18 protein-coding genes are annotated in these 19,875 nt (G+C 67.6%); 10 read left to right on the forward strand and 8 right to left on the reverse strand.

Annotated elements, in window-relative coordinates; all coding sequences use genetic code 11:
- Window positions 1-123: 123 nt before the first annotated feature.
- Together KU887_RS27530 and KU887_RS27535 are read right to left on the reverse strand one after the other, a co-directional pair.
- Complete coding sequence (locus tag KU887_RS27530) at window positions 124-801, reverse strand: HAD family phosphatase (RefSeq protein WP_062911381.1); 678 nt, start codon at window positions 799-801, stop codon at window positions 124-126.
- 23 nt (window positions 802-824) lie between these two features.
- Window positions 825-1,769 carry a choline ABC transporter substrate-binding protein gene (locus tag KU887_RS27535; protein WP_052106028.1) on the reverse strand — a complete coding sequence of 315 codons (945 nt, stop codon included), beginning with the start codon at window positions 1,767-1,769 and terminating at the stop codon, window positions 825-827.
- 264 nt (window positions 1,770-2,033) lie between these two features.
- On the opposite strand from KU887_RS27535, the gene KU887_RS27540 reads away from it, so the two are divergent.
- The 3 genes from KU887_RS27540 (at window position 2,034) to KU887_RS27550 (ending at window position 4,010) form a co-directional block, all read left to right on the forward strand.
- Entirely contained in the window at window positions 2,034-2,714 is a 681-nt protein-coding gene (locus KU887_RS27540; protein ID WP_258256286.1) for an MgtC/SapB family protein, read from the forward strand.
- Window positions 2,715-2,758: 44 nt separating this feature from the next.
- On the forward strand, window positions 2,759-3,526 hold the full coding sequence (locus KU887_RS27545; protein ID WP_006482225.1) for a DeoR/GlpR family DNA-binding transcription regulator: 768 nt from the start codon (window positions 2,759-2,761) through the stop codon (window positions 3,524-3,526).
- 160 nt (window positions 3,527-3,686) lie between these two features.
- On the forward strand, window positions 3,687-4,010 hold the full coding sequence (locus tag KU887_RS27550) for a winged helix-turn-helix domain-containing protein (RefSeq protein ID WP_006495828.1): 324 nt from the start codon (window positions 3,687-3,689) through the stop codon (window positions 4,008-4,010).
- A 30-nt stretch (window positions 4,011-4,040) separates the two neighbouring features.
- On the opposite strand, the gene KU887_RS27555 is transcribed toward KU887_RS27550, so the two are convergent.
- The 5 genes from KU887_RS27555 to KU887_RS27575 form a co-directional block, all read right to left on the reverse strand.
- Window positions 4,041-5,390: a DUF2325 domain-containing protein gene (locus tag KU887_RS27555; RefSeq protein ID WP_058902669.1), complete on the reverse strand. Its 1,350-nt coding sequence runs from the start codon at window positions 5,388-5,390 to the stop codon at window positions 4,041-4,043.
- Window positions 5,391-5,509: 119 nt separating this feature from the next.
- On the reverse strand, window positions 5,510-6,058 hold the full coding sequence (locus tag KU887_RS27560) for a hypothetical protein (RefSeq protein WP_258256288.1): 549 nt from the start codon (window positions 6,056-6,058) through the stop codon (window positions 5,510-5,512).
- 119 nt (window positions 6,059-6,177) lie between these two features.
- The gene (locus KU887_RS27565) at window positions 6,178-7,659 is read right to left on the reverse strand and encodes an aldehyde dehydrogenase family protein (protein ID WP_258256291.1); all 1,482 of its coding nucleotides are present in this window, start codon (window positions 7,657-7,659) and stop codon (window positions 6,178-6,180) included.
- Between the two features lie 22 nt (window positions 7,660-7,681).
- Entirely contained in the window at window positions 7,682-8,632 is a 951-nt protein-coding gene (gene speB / locus KU887_RS27570) for an agmatinase (RefSeq protein ID WP_258256294.1), read from the reverse strand.
- A gap of 154 nt (window positions 8,633-8,786) precedes the next feature.
- Entirely contained in the window at window positions 8,787-9,671 is an 885-nt protein-coding gene (locus KU887_RS27575; RefSeq protein ID WP_034202856.1) for a helix-turn-helix transcriptional regulator, read from the reverse strand.
- Window positions 9,672-9,876: 205 nt separating this feature from the next.
- On the opposite strand from KU887_RS27575, the gene KU887_RS27580 reads away from it, so the two are divergent.
- From KU887_RS27580 to KU887_RS27595, 4 genes are all read left to right on the forward strand, one after another.
- Window positions 9,877-10,221 (forward strand): cupin domain-containing protein, encoded by a 345-nt coding sequence (locus tag KU887_RS27580; RefSeq protein WP_258256300.1) that lies wholly within the window; start codon window positions 9,877-9,879, stop codon window positions 10,219-10,221.
- Between the two features lie 85 nt (window positions 10,222-10,306).
- Complete coding sequence (locus tag KU887_RS27585) at window positions 10,307-11,767, forward strand: FAD-binding oxidoreductase (RefSeq protein WP_058902672.1); 1,461 nt, start codon at window positions 10,307-10,309, stop codon at window positions 11,765-11,767.
- Window positions 11,768-11,854: 87 nt separating this feature from the next.
- Window positions 11,855-13,045, forward strand: coding sequence for an MFS transporter (locus tag KU887_RS27590; RefSeq protein ID WP_059722277.1), 1,191 nt, complete (start codon window positions 11,855-11,857; stop codon window positions 13,043-13,045).
- A 123-nt stretch (window positions 13,046-13,168) separates the two neighbouring features.
- Window positions 13,169-14,089, forward strand: a complete 921-nt coding sequence (locus KU887_RS27595) for a LysR family transcriptional regulator (protein ID WP_012493096.1) — start codon at window positions 13,169-13,171, stop codon at window positions 14,087-14,089.
- A 15-nt stretch (window positions 14,090-14,104) separates the two neighbouring features.
- Here the strand turns inward: KU887_RS27595 and KU887_RS27600 are convergent, their stop codons facing one another.
- On the reverse strand, window positions 14,105-14,935 hold the full coding sequence (locus tag KU887_RS27600) for a helix-turn-helix transcriptional regulator (protein ID WP_258256302.1): 831 nt from the start codon (window positions 14,933-14,935) through the stop codon (window positions 14,105-14,107).
- Window positions 14,936-15,175: 240 nt separating this feature from the next.
- Here KU887_RS27600 and KU887_RS27605 point away from each other — a divergent pair, with 240 nt between their 5' ends.
- The 3 genes from KU887_RS27605 to KU887_RS27615 all read left to right on the forward strand — a co-directional run bounded on the left by KU887_RS27605 (window position 15,176) and on the right by KU887_RS27615 (window position 19,875).
- Entirely contained in the window at window positions 15,176-16,900 is a 1,725-nt protein-coding gene (locus tag KU887_RS27605) for an amidohydrolase (protein ID WP_212126832.1), read from the forward strand.
- Between the two features lie 178 nt (window positions 16,901-17,078).
- Window positions 17,079-18,194, forward strand: coding sequence for a polyamine ABC transporter substrate-binding protein (locus tag KU887_RS27610; RefSeq protein ID WP_012493097.1), 1,116 nt, complete (start codon window positions 17,079-17,081; stop codon window positions 18,192-18,194).
- A gap of 88 nt (window positions 18,195-18,282) precedes the next feature.
- Window positions 18,283-19,875, forward strand: a complete 1,593-nt coding sequence (locus KU887_RS27615) for a DUF3138 family protein (protein WP_258256303.1) — start codon at window positions 18,283-18,285, stop codon at window positions 19,873-19,875.

Here is a 19,875-nt window from a genome sequence, read left to right on the forward strand (position 1 = left end):
CGGGACGGTTCGTGGATGACCCTGATCGAGTCGGATTCCTGAATGATTGGAATGAATGCTGCGTATTCCGTATTTCATTTCCCCTCCAGACATGAAAATGGACAGCAGAGCATATCGCCCGAATCAGAACAACTTCATGACAGGCCAGCCGCGCGTGCCGGCCACCCCGGAAAGCTTCGCGTCGGGATTGGTCGCGACCGGATGCGTGACGTAGTCGAGCAGCGGCACGTCGTTGATCGAATCGCTGTAGAAGTAGGTCCGTTCGAAATCGGAAGCCGCGTAGCCGAGCGAGGCCAGCCACGCGGCCGTGCGCACGATCTTGCCTTCGCGGAAACTCGGCACGCCGATGCTGCGCCCGGTGAACCGCCCGGCCGGCGTGCCGTCGTCGGTGTCGAGCTCGATGCCGAGCAGATGCTCGATCCCGAACTCGGCCGCGATCGGTCGCGTGACGAAGACGTTGGTGGCCGTCACGATACAGCAGAGGTCGCCGTTCTCGCGATGCCGGTCGACCAGCGCGCGCGCCTGCGGCGTGATGGCCGGCCGGATCACTTCGTCCATGAACTGTGCATGCCAGCGTTCGAGCTGCTCGCGCGGGTAGCGCGCAAGCGGCGCGAGCGTCACGGCGAGATACGCGTCCATGTCGAGCGTGCCGGCCGCATAGTGGCCGTAGTGCTCGTCGATCAGCGCCGTGTGCGCGTCGTCCTCCTGCCCGACCCGCGTGATGAAGCGGCTCCAGGCCTGGTCGCTGTCGAGCGGCAGCAGCGTGTGATCGAGGTCGAACAGCGCGAGATTCTTGTGCATGAGTGGTTCCTTGTATCGCGTCGTCACGCGCCGATGAGTTTGTCGATCGCGTCCTTCGCGTTCTTCCCGTCGATGGTCGTGACGCCGTCGAGCCACTTCGACAGCACGCCGGGGTTCTTCTTCGCCCATTCCTTCGCGACCGCGATCGGGTCGGCGTGATTCATGATCGGCGCCATCAGCTGGTTCTCCTCGTCGGTCGTGAATGTCAGGTTGGTCAGCAGCCGGCCGACGTTCGGGCAGCGTTCGAGATAGCCGGGCGAGACCAGCGTATAGACCTTCGCGGAGCCGTAGTTCGGGCCGAACACGGTGTCGCCGCCGTCGAGATACGCGATCTTGTATTGGAGGTTCATCGGATGCGGCTCCCACGCGAGGAACACGATCATCCGGTGCTCCTGCACCGCGCGCGTCACCTGCACGAGCATCCCGGCTTCGCTCGATTCGACCAGCTTGAAGCCGCCCAGCCCGAACTCGTTCTTGTCGATCATTCGCTGGATCAGCGCGTTGCCGTTGTTGCCGGCGCCGATCCCGTAGATCTTGCCGTCGAGCTGGTCGCGAAACCGGGCGATGTCGGCAAAGCGCTTGAGGCCCTTGTCCGACGCGTATTGCGGCACGGCCAGCGTGTAGCGCGCGCCGACCAGGTTCGGCTGCGGCAGCAGGTGAACGGCGCCGGCGTCGACGAACGGTTTCACCGTCGGCGTCATGCTCGGATCCCAGTAGCCGAGGAAGGCATCGATCTGCGCCTTCTTCACGCCGGCCAGCACGATCGGCGGCGACGCGATCGTCTTGGTGGCCTCGTAGCCGAGCCCGTCCAGCAGCATCATCGCGACGCCGGTGGTGGCCGCGATGTCGCTCCAGCCGACGTCGCCGAGCGTCACCTTCCTGCACACGTCGCCTTCCGACGCGTGAGCGGGGGCCGTTGCCAGCGCCGTCAGCAACGTTGCAGCCAGCATCCATGCCTTCTTCATCATGTCGGTCTCCTAAGCAGTGTTCCGGATCGTGTTACCTGATTGGTCTGACGATTGATCGTGTGGATCGGATGAAACAAACAAACTTGGGTCTGGCTTTGTCGTTTTGCGTACCGTATATTAGAACGCACAAAATCGCAAGATCGCACAAAAATACAAATCGTCGGGTGGCCCGTGCGACGTGGGCGGGACGAGGGCAGGGAAAGTCGGGGCGGCCCGTACGGGCTGCGCGTCATCGAGTGGAACCGCAGGACAAGGAGACTTCGCATGATCAGTCAGCTGGAAATCATTGCCCGCCTGTTGCTGGCGGCCTTGCTCGGCAGCCTCGTCGGCATCGAGCGCGAACGGCTGTCGTGGGCGGCCGGGTTGCGCACGCACATGCTGGTGGCCGTGGGGGCCGCGCTCGTGATGGTCGTGTCGGCGTTCGGCTTCGCCGATATCCAGAACGCGAAGAACGTGTCGCTGGATCCGTCGCGCGTCGCCGCGCAGGTCGTGTCGGGCATCGGCTTTCTGGGCGCGGGGTCGATCATGCTGCGCGGCGAGATCATCCGCGGGCTGACGACCGCCGCGAGCCTGTGGGTCGTCGCGGCGGTCGGGCTCGCCGTGGGCGGCGGGATGTACGTGGCCGCGATCGCCGCGACCGCGATCGTGCTGGCGATCCTGGCCGGGCTGAAGCCGATCGAGAAGCGCTTCTTCGCGACGCGGCAGCGCTGGGGCGTGCGCATTCTCGCGAGCCGCGGCGCGGTGAAGCTCACGTCGCTGCAGGCGATGCCCGGCATCGACCAGGCACGGATCGTCCGGTTCATCATCGAGCAGGACGACGCGACGCCCGACGACGATCGCGTCCATGTGGTGTTTTCGAAGATGACGAGCAGCGAGTTCCAGGTGGCGCGTCAATCCCTGCAGACCCTCGCCGGCATCAAAAAATTGGAGGAAAGCGCTGGGTAGACGGTCATTCGAATAATATTGACGAACATTTCCGAGGACATTTCATGTGGCAAGAAGAGCGATACCAGAGGATTCGGCTTCTGTTATCGAAGATGCAGCGCGTTTCCACCGACCGGATCATGGCCGAGCTGAACGTGTCGCGCGAAACCGTGCGCCGCGATCTGGTCGACCTCGAGGCGCTCGGTGAACTGAAGCGCGTGCACGGCGGCGCGGTGCAGGTCGGCGACGAAGCGCCGATCGCCGAGCGTGCGCAGACGCATGTGAAGGCGAAGCTGGCGATCGCCCGCGCGGCCGCCCGGCTGGTGTCGGGCTCGCAGACGCTGTTCATCGACGCGGGCACGACCACGACGCTGCTGGCCGAGGAACTGGCGAAGCTGTCGGGCCTCACGATCGTCACGAATTCGATCGACGTCGCGCTGAAGATGCGCTCGGGCGACCCGGCGCAGGCGAAGAACGAAACGATCCTGCTCGGCGGGATGATCGGCAGCCGCGCGGCGGCGACGGTCGGCGACGGCACGGTCGCCGAAATCTTCCGCTATCGTGCCGATCTCGCATTGCTGTCGCCGGTCGGCGTCGACCACGTGCGCGGCGCGACGAACTACGACCGGATGGAAACCGAAGTGGCGCGCGCGATGGTCAGCAACGCGGCGGAAGTCGCGATCCTCGCCGATTTCAGCAAGCTCGGCACGAACAGCCGGATCGGCTTCTGCGAACCGGCGCGGATCGGCACGCTGGTCACCGACCAGAAAGCGGAGTCGGTCGACAGCTACAAGAACATCCGGAAGGTCATCAAGAACATCGTGCTGTCCTAGGCGGCTGGCGGGCATCGTCGCGCGCGTGCCCGAGGGCCGAACCAGGCAGGTGGGCGGCCGGCATTCGCCGTGCCGGCCATCGTGTATGCTTGCCCGCATCGATCTAACGGCGGACAACATGAAGACTTCGGCACACCCCAAGCCTGAGGTGCGGTTCAGGATGCGTATCCAGCAGGCCGACACGATCGCGCTCGGCCCGGGCAAGGTCGCGCTGCTCGAAGCGGTGCGCGAGCACGGCTCGATTTCGGCGGCGGCGCGCAGCCTGAACATGTCGTACCGGCGTGCGTGGCTGCTGATGGACGAGCTGAACCGTTCGCTGAAATCGCCGGCGACGGTGTCCGAGCATGGCGGGCAGAGCGGCGGCGGCAGCGTGCTGACGCCGGTCGGCGAGGAAATCATCCGTCTTTATCGCGGGATCGAGGCGCGCGCGTACGCGGCTTGCGCGGACGAGATCGCTGCGCTCACGAAAATGGTGCGGCGCTGAAGGGTGCGTCGCGCCGACGTGCGCGCCGGCCTACCCGTGCCGCAGGCAGAAGCGTGACGACGTATCGCTCGCGGCGGCATTCGGCATAATGACGTCGCGCTCCTGCGCATCGAGCCGCCCGATCAATTCGACGAAGCTCGCCACGCTGGCGGTCCGCAGCGGGTAGTACGCGATGTGATGCCGCTCGCAGGTGCGCTTGAGCAGGTTCATCGAATCGTGGTCGATGCAGTCGACCGGAAACACGACCATCCGCGCGCCTGGCAGCGCCGCGGCCAGCAAGCCCTTGCGATCCTCGATGCCGCCGTCGTGCAGCGTCACTTCGCCGCCCGCCGTTTCGACGATCCGCCGGATCGCGCGGTTCGAGCCGGGCCGTCCGCCGACATAGACGACGCGCGTGCCCCGCAGTATCGACGGCGAATGCGCCGCGTGCTCGGCCGGGTCGTCCGTCGACGCCTGCACCGCCTGTTCGAGCGCGCTTGCTTCGGCGCGCAGCGTCTTGACCATCGCCATCAGGTCGTCGAGCCGCGCGCGCATTGCACGGGCGCTTGCCTGTTCCGCGGCGATCCGCTGCTCGGCCGCCTCGCGGCGGCTCGTGTGCAGCGCGAGCCGCTCGTCGCGCGCCGCCAGCGCTTCGCGCAACGCGTGTACTTCGTCGCGCAGCACGCTTTCGGCCGCAAGCGGTGGCGCGTGCCGGTGTGCGTGGAGCGCATCCCGCTCCTGCAGCGCCACGTCGCGCTGCGTGCTCATTTCGTGCAGGCGTGCCTGCTGTCGTTCGAGCTTCGCGTGCAGTTCCGCGTTCTCCCGTTCGAGCGCGACCAGCCGCCGGATATCGGCGCGATTGGCCGCGCCGACCAGATGCGACAGCATGTGCACGTCGCCGAACGCGACCTGGCGCACGGCCATCGTCGCGCGCGGATGCGTCATCAGCGCCCAGTACGCCGGGGGAATGTCGCCGCTCGCGAGCGCGTCCTTCCAGCGCGCGACGAGTGCGTCCGCGTCCTTCGCGCCGTCGAATGCGCGGATCGCTCCGGCATAACGCTCGTCGAGCGCCTTGTGCAACGCCTTGGCGCCGGCCGTGCCGCCGATCGCGAGTTCGACGGCCGCGTGATGGATCTCCAGATCGGTCGCGCGCTGACGGTCGACATCGGCGAATTTCGGCACCAGCTTGCGCAGTTCGTGCGTGGTCAGGCACGTGCCGATGATCGAGCAGTGCAGGTTCGCGTCGAGTTCGGACAGGCGCGCGCGGCGCGTCAGTTCGACCTGTTGCGCGCGGGACGGCGCGCAGCAGGCATCGATCCGCGTGCCGGCTGCCGCGGGCGAATGGCCGCCGGGCGACGAGAGGTCCGCCGTGCGGGCCAGGCGAAAGGGCGGAGCGTGCATGTTGACCTCGATCCGGCACGATCGGGCCGGAGACGGATGCGCGAAAGATGGCTCGAAATATACCACGGAATATAACGAGGCCGATGCCGGGGAAATACCGGGCAGCGGGGATCGAGCGGTCAGCAGAGCGCCGTTGAACGGTCGATCGACTGCGGCACGACGGCAGGCGCAGCGGGCGAAACGGGGGCCGATGCCGAGGCCGGCGCATGGCGCGCGATCACGGATTCGACGCACAACCCGACGAACAGCACGTCGACGCGTTCCAGCGCGATGACCGCGCGGCGCATCGCGGCCGGGTCGTTGCTGAACGCATCGGAAAACACGTCGTCGCGCGTGCGTTCGAGGCGGCGCGCGTGGCCGATCGCGCGTTCGAGTTCGGAGAGCCGCGTGAAGCGGGCGGTACGCGCTTCGTGTTCGAGCATCGACAGCAATTCTCGAAGGCCCATGGCCGACAGTGCGTCGTCCGGCATGGCTTCGGCGTGCGCGGCCGAGAACATCCGGATGAAACGTGCGACGCTGCCGCGCAGGCGGCGGAACGCATCGACGACATCGGTGACCTGCTGCGCCCGCGCGTCGCTCGACAGCGGCTTGAGCGCGCTGATCTTGCGCGCGAACGGCTGTTCCCGAGCGTTGTGCAGCGGGGTGCGATCCGTCGCCGTGCGGGTCATGATGATGCTCCGGGTATGCAGGTCTCGATATATTCTACGGAATATATTGAATTCGCAAAAAAAGGCGATACCGTCGCCGCGCGACACGGTATCGCCCACGACCCGAACGGCCGCACCGGTCAGTCGATCGCGCGCATCGCGTGGCGCAGTTCCTGATAGCTGCGCAGCCCCGCGACGCCGAGTTCGCGCCCGATCCCGCTGAGCCCGAAGCCGCCCCAGCACACGTGCGGGTAAATCAGCTGCGGCGCATTGATCCACACGAGCCCCGCGCGCACGCGCCGCTGGAACCGCCGTGCGGCGGCCGCATCGCGCGTGACGACGGTCGCGACGAGCCCGTAGCGCGTGTCGTTCGCGAGCGCGATCGCTTCGTCATCGGTGCGGAACGATTTCACGCACGCGACGGGGCCGAACACTTCGTCGGTCCATAGCGGGTTGTCCGCGACCGGTTCGGCGATCACGACGGGCGCCATGAAGAAGCCGGCGCCGCCGGCGTCCGCGACGCGGCCGCTGAACGCGATGCGTGCGCCCGCATCGACGCCGTGTTCGAGCATCGCTGCGACTCGCGCGCGGTGCGCGGCCGAGATCAGCGGCCCCATCGCGACCTGGCCGGTGCCCGGCGGCGCGACGACGAGCGCGCGCACGGCCGTCTCGAACGCGGCCATGAAGCTGCGATAGAGGCTGTCGTGCACGAGGATGCGCGCGGTGGCCGAGCACATCTGGCCGGCGTTGGTGAACGCGCCCGCCACGGCGAGCGACACCGCGACATCGAGATCGGCATCGTCGCGCACGATCAGCGACGACTTGCCGCCGAGCTCGAGCGTCACGCGCTTCATGTCGATGGCCGCGGCCTGCATCACCTTGCGGCCGGCCGCCGTGCTGCCCGTAAACGAAATCTTGTCGATCAGCGGATGCGCGGTCAGCGCCGCGCCGACCTCGGCGTCGCCGTTCACGACGTTGACGACGCCGGCCGGCACACCCGCTTCGATGACGATGTCGAGCAGCGCATGCTCGGTCGGCGACGTGAGCTCGGACGGCTTCAGCACGACCGCGCAGCCGGCCGCGAGCGCGGGCGCGAGCTTCCATGCGGTCGTGACCATCGGGAAATTCCACGGCATCACCAGCGCGGCGACGCCGACCGGATCGTGGAAGCGTTCGGCCGTGACGCCATCGCTCGGCAACGCAACCGGTTCGGCCGCGAACAGCGCCGGGTCTTCGCACAGCTTCGCGTAGTACGCGAAGGTCGCGACGACATCGCCGACGTCCGCGTCGGCCTCGAACGGCGGCTTGCCGCTCACCTGCATCTGCAACGCGGCGAGACGCTCGCGCGCGGCGTCGACCCGCCCGGCGATCGCCGCGAGCACGCGGCCGCGCTCGGCGGGCGGCGTATCGCGCCAGCCGGCGAACGCGTCGCGCGCGGCGCGCACCGCGGCGTCGACGTGCGCGGGCGTCGCGAATTCCTGCCAGCCGATCGTATTGCCGGTCGATGCGTTGAAGACCGGCGCGCCGATCGTGTCGGAATGCGTGCGCACCGGCTGGCCGGCGATGCGCGCGGCGGGCAGCACGAACGGGTGCGTGGAACGGGAAAGTTCGGCGGTGGACATGACGGTCATCCTGTCGATCGGGTTAGCGGTAGGCGACGCCCGGCATCACGCAGAGCATTTCGAACGCGAGGTTCGCGCCGGTGAGCGCGGTGGTGCCGGCCGGATCGTACGGCGGCGATACTTCGACGAGATCCGCGCCGACGATGTTCAGGCCCTTCATGCCGCGTACGATCTCCAGGCCCTGTTGCACGGTCAGGCCGCCGATTTCCGGCGTGCCGGTGCCCGGCGCGAACGACGGGTCGAGGCCGTCGATGTCGAAGCTCAGGTACACCGGCGTGTCGCCGACGCGTTCGCGCACCTGCGCCATCAGCGACGCGAGCGACTTGTTCCAGCAGTCTTCCGCCTGCACGACGGTGAAACCCTGCTGCCGGCACCAGTCGAAATCGTCCGCGTGATAGCCGGTGCCGCGCAGGCCGATCTGCGTGACCTTGTCGCATTGCAGCAGGCCGTCTTCCACCGCGCGGCGGAACGGCGTGCCGTGCGCGATCTTCTCGCCGAACATCGTGTCGTTCACGTCCGCGTGCGCATCGACGTGCACGACCGCGACCTTGCCGTACTTCCGGTGCAATGCGCGCAGGATCGGCCACGCGATCGTGTGATCGCCGCCGAGCGTGATCGGCCGGCAGCCGTTCGCGACGATCGCGTCGTATGCCTCCTCGATGCGGCGCACCGAATCCTTCAGGTCGTACGGGTTGGTCGCGACGTCGCCGATGTCGGCCACCTGCAGCGAATCGAACGGCGCGGCGCGGGTGGCCATGTTGTACGGGCGCAGCAGCACGGATTCGGTGCGGATCTGGCGCGGGCCGAAGCGCGCACCCGAGCGGTTCGACGTGCCGAGATCGAGCGGCACGCCGACGAAGCACGCGTCGAGGCCGTCGGTCGTCGTGGCCTGCGGCAGCCGCATCATCGTGGCGATGCCGCCAAAGCGCGGCATCTCGTTGCCGCCCATCGGTTGGTTCAGTTCGCGGGGCATGGGGCCGTCTCCTCTTTCTGGTGTCAAGCGATCGGCCGATGGTAGAGGAGAACGCACGCGCGAAGATTCTGAAGTCGCAACGTTTACATCGACCGGGCTCGATGCAAGTGGCGCCGCCGCATCGACGCGGCGCGACCGAACGCGGCGGGGCGGGTCAGCGCGGGATGGCCGGCGGTGCGTCGTCGTCGTGCGCTCCGGCGGCGGGAAGCGCGGCTGCCGCCGACCCCCATGCGGCGAGTTCGCGCTTGGTGCGCACGCCGAGCTTCGCGAAGGCACGCTTCACGTACGACTCGGCCGACGCGACGCGCACGCCCAGAATCGCGGCGGCTTCGGGCACGGTCTTGCCGGACAGCAGGTGCTTGCAGGTCTCGTATTCGCGTTTCGACAGCTTCACGTCGCCGGCCGCGAGCCGCGCGTCGAATTGCGCGAGCGGATGGACGTCGGGCGTCGGGTGCGCGATGCGCCGCGCGGCGGTGGTCGACGCATGCAGCTCGAGCAGCGGGAACAGCACGTCGCTGATGCTGCGGAAGCGGTTCATCTCGGCGAGCGTGAACGGTGGACGGTCGCGGCCGCGCTCCAGCGCGATCGAATGCTGCGAATAGCGCGTGCCGCGTGCGAGCACGCATTCGTGACCGATATGCACGTCGTCGTAGATCCGCTGGCGGAATTCGCCGGGCGGGATCGCCGCGATGTCGCGCACGACCAGCATCGTGCCGGTCTTGCCGCGCAGCCCCGCGAACAGCGGGTCGCTGTCGAGAAAGCGCTCGTAGTAGAGCGTCATCACGTCGGAGATTTCGGTGGCTTCGGTCCCGATGCCGCTGCTGCCGATCCATTCGCAGCGGTAGCCGGTGGGCATCGTGCCGTCGACGCGCGAGCGTTCGACGTGCGCGACGTCGAGCGGCACGACGTCGTTCAGCAGTTGCGTGAGGCGCGGCACGAAATGCGGCGTGCCGACCGTCTCGATCAGCTCGCCCAGCGCCTTGAACGACACGTTGAAATGGTCGTCGTCGCGGTGGAAGGGGTTCACGTTGAGCAGCATGCGGGTCCCTGGAACCGGCCCTTGAAGCGGCGCGATTGTAGCGATCCGCGCCCGAAAAGGTCATTAGGGGAATTACCGTACGGAGTCCTGCTGCCTCGCGTACCCCCGAAAACGCGGCTTGTCCCCCCCGAAGGGGGGCATACCGGGGCAGTGTAAATGAGTAACTTTGTCTCTGCTTTTTTCATTCGAGAGACGAAAGATTCAGATGACCAAACTGATCAAGGACATCCTGCCGCTGGGCGCAGGCGTGGGCGAATTCACGAAGCTCGACTTCGGGATGGACGAAAGCGACTGGCGCGCGGCCGAAGGCAGGAGCGGCAACTACATCGTCGGCTGGTGGGAGGGCAAGGCCGGCTCGGTGGAGTTTCCGGAAACGGCAGCCAACGAAGCGGTGTGGCTCGTCGAGGGCCGGATCGCGCTGACCGACGTCGAGGGCAATCGCAAGGAATTCACGCCGGGCCAGGGCTATCTGCTGCCGGCCGGTTTCGCGGGCCGCTGGGAGACGATCGAGGACGCGAAGAAGTTCTACGTGCTGCTCGAGCAGTCGTGATGTCGGAAACCGCCGCCGCGGCGTCGTCGTCCGTGTGACGCGAACCCGGCGGCGGTTTCGTTTTTCGCGTGTGATGGCTGGGATCATGGAAATGGAAGTCAACGAAGCAAAACGGACCGCGCCGGTCGACGCGCACGCGCTGCGCGGCGCGCCGGTCGCGCTGGGCGTCGAAGCGGCGCTCGCGAATACGAAACTGTTCCCGTACTGGCTCGACAACCCGGCCGCGCCGGCCGCCGAGCCGGCCCTCGTCGGCGACGTGACGGCCGACCTGCTGATCGTCGGCGGCGGCTTCACGGGGCTGTGGTCGGCCGTGCAGGCGAAAGAACAGATGCCGCACCTGAACGTGGTGCTGATCGAGGCCGGCAAGGTCGCGCACGGCGCATCGGGCCGCGCGGGCGGGATCATCTCGACGTCGGTGATGCACGGGCTGCCGAACGCGGTGCGCGTGTTCCCGAACGATATCGCGCAGCTCGAAGCGTTCGGACACCGCAACCTCGACGGTTTCGAGGAAACGCTGAAGCGTTACGACATCGACGCCGACATCGAATGGAACGGCGAGATGACGGTCGCGGTCGATCCCGGGCACCTCGCGCACCTGAAGGGCGACTACGACCTGCATCGCGAATACGGCCACGACGTCGTGCTGCTGAACCGCGACGAAACACTCGCGCAACTGAATTCGCCGCTGTTCGCGGGCGCGCTGTGGTCGCGCAACCGCAGCGGCATCGTGCATCCGGCGAAGCTCGCATGGGGGCTGAAGCGCGCGGCGCTGCAGCTCGGCGTGACGCTGTACGAGCACACGCCGCTCACGAGCGTGACCGACGAAGGCAGCACGGTGTTCGTGAAGACGCCGAAGGGCAGCGTGCGCGCGCCGCGCGTCGTGTTCGGCAGCGGCACCGCGAAGGTCGGGATTCCCGACATCAACCGGCGCGTGATGCAGGTGCGCGACCACGTGCTCGCGACCGAGCCGCTGACGGACGCGCAACTCGCGCGGATCGGCTGGAAGAATCGCCAGGGCGTGTACGACACGCGCACGCAGCTCAACTACTTCCGGCTGACGAAGAACAACAACATCATCTTCGGCGGCCTGGTCAGCTATCACTTCGACGGCGACCCGGAGCCGCATCAGGACGGCCGGCGCGAAACCTACTACCGGCTCGCGGAAGCGTTCTACCGCACGTTCCCGCAACTGAGCGACGTGCGCTTCTCGCATGCGTGGGGCGGCCCGATCGACTACTGCTCGCGCGGCTCGGTGTTCGCGAAGCGCTATCTCGGCGACAAGGCCGTGTTCGTCGCCGGCTATACGGGCTTCGGGGTCGCGGCGAGCCGGTTCGGCGCGTTCATGGGGCTGAACATCCTGTTCGACCGCGACAGCCCGGAGCGCAAGCTCGACATCGCGAACCAGAGCCCGAGCTACATCCCGCCGGAGCCGATGCGCTGGGTCGCCGCGAAGATCACGTTCCATGCGTTCGACGGCGCGGATGCCGAAGGCGGCTGGAAGCGTGCGTGGATCAGCGGCCTCAAGGCGATGGGCTTCCCGATGTAAGCGACACGGCGGCCCCGCGCGGGCCGCCGCCATGACACGCTCCCCCGAGGAGACGGTCCGCACGGCGGACACGGAGAGAGACACCCCATGAACGTTGTGAACCTGCAGGATGAAGCGCGGCAGGAAAGCGCGCTGTTCGTCGTCGTGATGCTGCTGCTCGGCATGCTCGGGCCGACGGTCTTTCTCGGTCTGCCCGCGATCGTCGGGCAGGTCGAGCGCCACTGGGGCTTCGGCGAAGCGGCGCTCGGGCTGTCGAGCTTCATCGAGGTGCTCGGCGAATCGACGGGCACGCTGCTCGTCGCGTTCGTGCTCGGCCGCCAGCCGGTGCGGCTCGTGCTCGCGGGCGCGGTGACGCTCGCGGCCGGCGCGAATCTCGGCACGCTCGCGACGCACGGGCTCGTCGCGTATTCGACGTTGCAGTTCGTCGCGGGCGTCGGGTCGGGCGGTCTGAACGGCATCGCGCTGCGCTACCTGTCGTATTCGCGCGCGCCGGAGCGCAATCTCGGGATCATGCTGATGGGGCAGGTGATGTGGAGCATGGTGCTGCTCGCCTATATCTTCCCGCTGCTGAGCGGCACGTGGGGCGCGTATGGGGTGTTCGGCTTCGTGGCCTGCGTGCTCGGCATGTTCGTGCTCGCGACGCCGCTGTTTCGCCGCGGCGAAACGATGGCCGCGCCGACGCCGGCCGGCGCCGTCGGCGGCATCGACCGCAAGGGCGCGATGCTCGTGCTGTGCGCGCAGCTCGCGCTGTACGGCGGCGTCGGCGTCGTGTGGACCTTCCTCGAGAAGATCGGTACCGATGCGGGCCTGAGCGGCCGGTCGGTCTCGCTCGTGCTCGGCGTCGCGAACGTCGCGAGCCTCGTGATCTGCGCGGCGATGCCGAAGCTCGGCGCCGGCGCGGGCCTGCGCCGCTGGACGCTGATGAATCTCGGCGGCTGCGCGGTCGCGGCGGTGCTGCTCGCGATGCCGGCGTCGGTCGCGACGTTCACGCTCGGCGCGATCGTGTTCATCGGCTGCTGGACCGGCGGCGCGCTGCTGATCTACGCGACGATTCCGCAGTACGACCTGATCGGCAAGTCGGCCGCGCTGTCGCCGGGCTGCGTCGCATTGGGCTATGGCGTCGGCTCGGTCGCGGGCGGCTCGCTGATCGAACGTGCGGGCACGCAGTCGGCGCTGTTCGCGGCGATCGTGCTGTGCGCGGTCGCGTTCCTCTGTTACGGGCGGCTGCGGCCGGCCGTGTTCGGCATGGCGCGCCCGCTCGCGGTGGCGCCCGAGTGACGGTTGCGACGCGCGCCGCTGCCGATGGCGGCGCGGGTCAGGTTCGGTTCATCGGCGAAGGCGGTCAGGCAGCGCACGATTCGCGCCGTGCCGGCCGTGCGTACACGGGCAGCGGCTTCCAGCATGTTTTCGAATACCACCGATCTCGATCTCCGGCTCATCCGGGTCTTTCTGGCCGTCGTCGACGCACGCGGCATCACCGCCGCCGAGGCGTCGCTCGGCGTGCGGCAGTCGACCATCAGCACGCAGCTGTCGGCGCTCGAAGCGCGCGTCGGCTTCAAGCTGTGCGATCGCGGGCGCGGCGGCTTTCGCCTGACGTCGAAGGGCGAACGTTTCGCGGCCACCGCGCGCACGCTCGTCGCGGCGACGTCCGAATTCGTCGCGCGCGTGCGCGACATCGACCGCAAGCTGGTCGGCACGCTGTCGATCGGCTTGATCGGCCAGGCGCCGCTCGTCGAGAACGCGCGCGTGGCCGACGCGATCGGCGCGTTCCGCCAGCGCGACCAGGCCGTCACGTTCGCGATGAAGGTCGCGTCGCCGCAGGAGCTCGAGGAAAGCCTCGTCAACAACCAGCTCGATCTCGCGATCGGCTATTTCTGGCATCGCGTGCCGGGCCTGCTCTACACGCCGCTGTTCACCGAGCAGCAGGTGATCTACTGCGGGCGCGGGCATCCGCTGTTCCATGCGTCGCGGCCCGTGACGGCCGACGATCTGCAACTGCACGACTGGGTATGGCGCACCTATCCGGTGCCGGAGGAGCAGTATCCGCTGCCCGAGCGGCGCGTGACCGCGAGCGCGGACAGCATCGAGGCCGCGACGATCCTGATCCTGTCGGGCGGCCATCTCGGCTACCTGCCCGCGCATTACGCGGAGCCGTTCGAGCAGCGCGGGCTCGTGAAGGCGGTCGGCCGCGCGACGTTCAGCTTCGACGTGCCGCTGCATCTCGCGATGAAGCGCAGCACGAGCGACAAGCCGATCGTCGACGCGTTCTGCGAGGACCTGCTGCGCGCGTTCAACATCAAGGCGGCCGCGCTCGCCGCGTAGGTTCGCGCCCCGCGCTCAGCAGTCGACCAGCACCCAGTCGAACAGCTCGCGGCGCGTGCGCACGCCGAGCTTCGCGAACGCGCGCTTCACGTACGACTCGGCCGTGGACAGCTTCACGTCGAGCTGCTGCGCGGCCTCGGGCACCGAGCGCCCGCACAGCATCAGCCGGCAAATCTCATGCTCGCGGCGCGACAACTGCACGTGCTGCCGTTCGAGCCGCGCATCGAAGCCCGCCTGCGACGCGGCATTCACCGACACCGCCGCCACGCGCCGCGCCGCACAGGTGCGCGCGTGCAGCTCGAACATCGGAAACAGCAGATCGACCATCTGCCGGAAGTGGAACAGTTCGTCCGTCGTGAACGCGGCCCGCTCGACCGTGCGCGCGAGGCCGAGCGCGTATTGCTGATGCGCATTGCCGTGCACGAGCAGGCATTCCTGAGCGATGCCCGGTTCGTCGAAGATGCGCCGGCGGAATTCGCCTTGCGCGATGCCGGCGACATGGCGCTGCACGAGCAGCGTCCCCGCCTTGCCGCGCAGCGGCGCGACCAGCGGGTCGGTCTGGCAGTAGTCCTGGTAATAGACGTCCATCACGCGCAGCGTATCGGCCGCGAAGCGCAGGCTGCCGCTGCCCAGCCATTCGACGACGAAGCCCGACGTACTGGCCGGGTCCGCGCGCCAGCGTTCGAGATGCACGGCGTCGGCGTCGATGCTGTCGTTGACGAATTCCGTGACCGCACCGACGAAATCCGGCGTGCCGACCGCGCGTAGCGTCGCGCCGAGCGTATCGGGACGCACGCCGATCAGGTAGTGGCCGCAGGCGGCCGGGTCGGGCTGGAGAAGTCGCATGGTCGGGCGAGGCGGTCGGAGGGGACAGCACGACGTTACGCGAACGCCGCGCACGCGTCAGCCGGGAATTCACCGGATCAACCGCGCGAATTTCGTGCGTTGTCCCCAAAACGACGACAAGACCGCGCGGCGGGCGGGCCGGAAATCGCAAAAGCCCCCGCGCCGGGGGGGCATACCGGCGCGAATCGTCTGCCTATAGTGAAAGCGCTTCGAAAACCTGACGACCAGAAAGGACAGGCCATGCAGATTCAACCGACGCCGGCCGCCGCGACGCCGGCGGATTTCGTTTTGACCCACGCGAGGGTTTACACCGTCGATCCGCACCGGCCGTGGGCGCAGGCCGTTGCCGTGCGCGACGGCCGGATCGTGCATGTCGGCGATACCGCGTCCGTGCACGCGTACGTCGGCGCGAACACGAAAGTCGTCGATGCGGCCGGCCGGCTCGTGCTGCCGGGCTTCGTCGAATCGCACTGGCACTTCGAGACGACCGCGTTCGCGTTCCAGGCGTTCGTCAACTACGAGGATCCGCACCAGGTGCTCGCCGCGTTGCGCACCTACGTCGAATCGCATCCCGATGAGCCGGCGATCACCGGGATGGGCTGGGTGCAGGCGACGATCCCGCCGGCGATGCTGCGCAAGGAGACCCTCGACGCGGTGTGCGCGGATCGCCCCGTGTGCCTGCTGTCGACCGATTTCCATTCGATGTGGGTGAACTCGAAGGCGCTGGACATCGCCGGCATCGACGCGTCGACGCCACCCGTGCAGGAAGGCGCGAGCTGGTTCGAGAAGGACGCGGCGACGGGCGAGCCGACCGGGCTGATCGTCGACGGCGCCGCGTACTCGCTGCTGCTGCAGCGGATCAGCGCGGCCGGCCTGCTGCCGACCGGCATCGACCTGTATCTGAAATCGATTCCGCCGTGGCAGGAGAAGCTGTGCGCGGCCGGCGTGACGACCGTGTTCGACGCGGGCTTCTTCGATGCGAGCGGCGACCAGTCGCTGCTGTACGAGACGCTGCAGACGATGGAGCGCGCGGGCGACCTGAAGCTGCGCGTGGTCGGCAGCGTCGCGGTGATCGGCGAGATCGACGATCCGGTCGGCACGCTGGTCCGGTATCGCGAGCGGTACGATTCGCCGCTCGTGAAGGCGCGCGCGCTGAAGCTGTTTCTCGACGGCACCGAGGCGAACCACACCGCGTACCTGCTGGAACCGTATGCGGACCGCCCCGATACCTGCGGCGCGCCGACGATGCCGGCCGACACGTTCAATCGCTATCTGGTCGACGCCGATCGCGCGAACGCGAACGTGATGGTGCACTGCGTCGGCGACGCGGCCGTGCGGATGGCGCTCGACGGCTTCGACGCCGTCAACCGCACGAACCCGCCGCGCGATCGCCGTCATGTGATCACGCACGCGTTCCTCACGCATCCGGACGACATTCCGCGCTTTCGTCGCGCGGGCGTGATGGCGAACACGCAGTTGCAATGGGGCGTGGTCGACGCGTACACCGAGCAGTTGCGCGACCACTACGGCCACGAACGCTGGAGCAACATGTACACGTTCCGCACGTTCGTCGACGCAGGCGTGACGGTGTCGATCGGCATGGATGGCCTCGCGTGCCAGTGCCGCTGTCAGCACAAGCCGCTCGAACACATCGAGTCGGGCCATACGCGGCAGCTCGCGGGCGAGCCCGATGCGCCGGTGTTCCCGGACATCGCCGAACGCCTGAGCATTCCGCAGCTGATCGCCGCGTACACGATCCACGGTGCGTACCAGCTCGGCATGGAGCACGAGATCGGCTCGCTGACGCCCGGCAAGCGCGCGGATCTCGTCGTGCTGGAGCGCGACCTGTTCGAGGTCGGGCAATACGACATCGGGCGCATCGACGTCGGGCTGACGATGATGGGCGGCCGCATCACGCACGTGGGCGACGATTTCGGCGCGCGGACGGGCCTGCAGGCGTCGTGAACGGCGGCGGGCCGGCGATGCGGCGACGGAAGCTTTCAAGTCGCTTCCGTTGCCGCCGATTGTGCGGCGTGTCCCCCTGTTGGCAGGGCAGACCGGCCAATTTCCTCTGGCTACATTTTTCCGGACCGAAGCACGCGCCGCTCATCGCGGGCGGATCATGACATCGACGGAGGAAAACATGGCAGGGGACTGGAAACATCGGGTGAAGAACGCATGCGCGGCGCTCGCGCTGGGTGGTTTCGCCGGGGCGGGCGTGCCCGTCGCGCAGGCGGCGGACGTCGTCAACGTGTACAACTGGGGCAATTCGATCGGCAAGGCGACGATCGCGAACTTCGAGAAGGCGACCGGCATCAAGGTCGTCTACCAGGAGTTCGATTCGAACGAGACGCTGCAGGCGAAGCTGCTGTCGGGTACGTCGGGCTACGACGTCGTCGTGCCGTCCGACATCTTCTGGGCGCGGCAGTTGCAGGCCGGCATCTACCGCAAGATCGACCGAAGCCAGGTGCCGAACTACGGGCTGCTCGATCCGGACATCATGAAGGTGCTGTCAAGGGATGATCCGGGCAACCAGTTCGGCATTCCGTGGACGTGGGGCACCGACGGGCTGGGAATGAACGTCGAGAAGGTGAAGGCCGCGCTCGGCGCCGACGCGCCGCTCGACAGCTGGTCGCTGCTGTTCGATCCGAAGTACGCGAAGAAGCTGAAGCGCTGCGGCGTGTCGGTGCTCGATTCGCCGGTCGATGCATTCGGGATGGCGTTCGTGTACCTGAAGAAGGATCCGAACACGACGAACCCGGCCGACTACCAGGCCGCGTACGAGTTGCTGAAGACGGTACGGCCGTACATCACGCAGTTCAATTCGAGCAGCTACATCAACGATCTCGCGGGCGGCGACATCTGCCTCGCGCTCGGCTGGTCGGGTGACGTGAATTCCGCGCGGATCGCGGCCGCCGCCGCGAAGAAACCGTATCGAATCAAGTACGTGATCCCGACCGAAGGCAGCGCGATGTGGTTCGACATGATGGCGATTCCGAAGGATGCGCCGCATCCGGACGCCGCGCTGAAGTTCGTCAACTTCGTGCTGTCGGAGCAGGAGAGCGCCAACCTGACCAACGACACGTCGTATCCGTCGGCCGTGCCGTCGTCGCGGCACCTCGTGCGCGCCGAGGTGACGAGCGATCCGGCCGTGTTCCCGCCCGCCGACGTGATCCGCCGGCTGAGCCTCAGCAAGCCGGTTCCGCCCGAGCTGATGCGGCTGCAGAACCGTCTGTGGACGAAGCTGAAGACCGAGTAAGCCGCCCCGCACACCCGCACCTCTTTCGCGCGCCCCGCCGTCGATCGCGGCGGGCGGGGGCGCGTGCGTCCCGACGACCACCGACACCATGAACATCAAACACATGACGGCGCTGTGCGCGCTCGCGTTCGACGCGACCGCGGCATTCGCCCACACACCGCACGCGACCGACGCGAGCCGGATGAAGGCATTGCAGGCGCAGGTCACCGCGCTGCAGCGGCAGGTGAACGCGCTGCGCGCGAGCATGCTGGCGGCGAAGCCGGCCGGCGCGGCAACGACCGCCACGACTGCCACGACCGCGACGACCGCCGCATCGGCCGGCGCGAAGATCGGCACGATCAACACGGCCGCCGCGCAGGCTGCCGAGTCGGCGCCCGCGTTCACGAACGACGACCTGCAGCAGATGCGCGAGCAGATTGCGAATGCGTCGCTGAAGGTCGATGCGTTGCAGGAGGCGGCGACGACCGGCCCGCTCGCGGGCTTGAGCATCACCGGCTACGTCGATCCCGTGTACCTGTTCAACCGCGCGCAGCGCACGTCCGGCTTCCAGTTCCTGAACCACGATCCGGGCGCGTACGACTACTTCAACAGCACGATCGGCGACGTCTACCTCGACATCAGGAAGACCTTCGGCGTCGGCCCGATGGCGCCGTCGGCGGAGATCGTGATCCAGCCGAACCGCGGCTTCGGCAACGTGTTCAGCAATGCGCACGGCGGCATCGGCAACAACATCGTCACGCAGGCGCAGGTCAACGTGCCGCTCGGCACGACGCGCACGTTCGAGATCGGGATGATGCCGAGCCTCGCCGGCTACGAGGTGCAGCCGTCCAACCAGATGCTCACGCTCACGCACGGATTGCTGTACGACTTCAGCGAGCCGGGCAACCTGGTCGGTATCGGGCTGAAGGGCTCCAACGCGGCGATGACGCGCTTCTGGCAGGTCGTGATCGGCAACGAGGTGCTGCGCACGGCCGGCGCGATCGCGAATGCGGCGAACAACACGACGAAGCCGAACTGGACGCCGACGATCACCGCGCGCTTCGACAACGCGACGTCGACGGCGTTCGACTTCGGCCTCTCCGGGATGCTCGGCCGGCAGTCGCTGTTCTCGCCGTGCGCGGCGGGCGGCTACGGCTACCAGTGCAACGGCTCGTCGCCGACCGGCCTCTACAAGTACGTGGAAGCCGACATGACCTATACGCACGACAAGACGCAGATCAACGCACAGGTCGATTACGGCGAGCTGCAGAAGGGCGCATGGAACGGCGGCACGGCGCGCTGGTACGGGATGTCGCTGCTCGGCCATACGAAGTGGACGACGTCGTGGCTCGGCCGCATGGGCGCGACGCTGCGCTTCGACTACCTGAACAACGCGTCGAACGGCGGCGGTGGCACGAACATCCAGTACGGGCTCGCGGGCGGCAACCCGTCGGTGAACGGGTCGAGCGGCTTCGGCATCGATCCGTCGTGCTTCCAGGGCTCGGCGACGAACGGCACCGAGTGCAAGGGCGCGCAACGCTATGCGATCACGGCCGACCTGTTGTTCTATCCGACGCAACAGATCACCGTGAAGGTCGAATATCGCCACGACGCGGCGAATCATCCGGTGTTCCTGAAGAGCAACGGCACCTATGCGCGCAGCAACGACCTGGCCGGCATGCAGTTCATCTATTCGTTCTGA

Source organism: Burkholderia sp. EMB26, from assembly GCF_024730645.1.
In the GTDB taxonomy this organism is placed as follows: Bacteria; Pseudomonadota; Gammaproteobacteria; order Burkholderiales; family Burkholderiaceae; genus Burkholderia; species Burkholderia cenocepacia.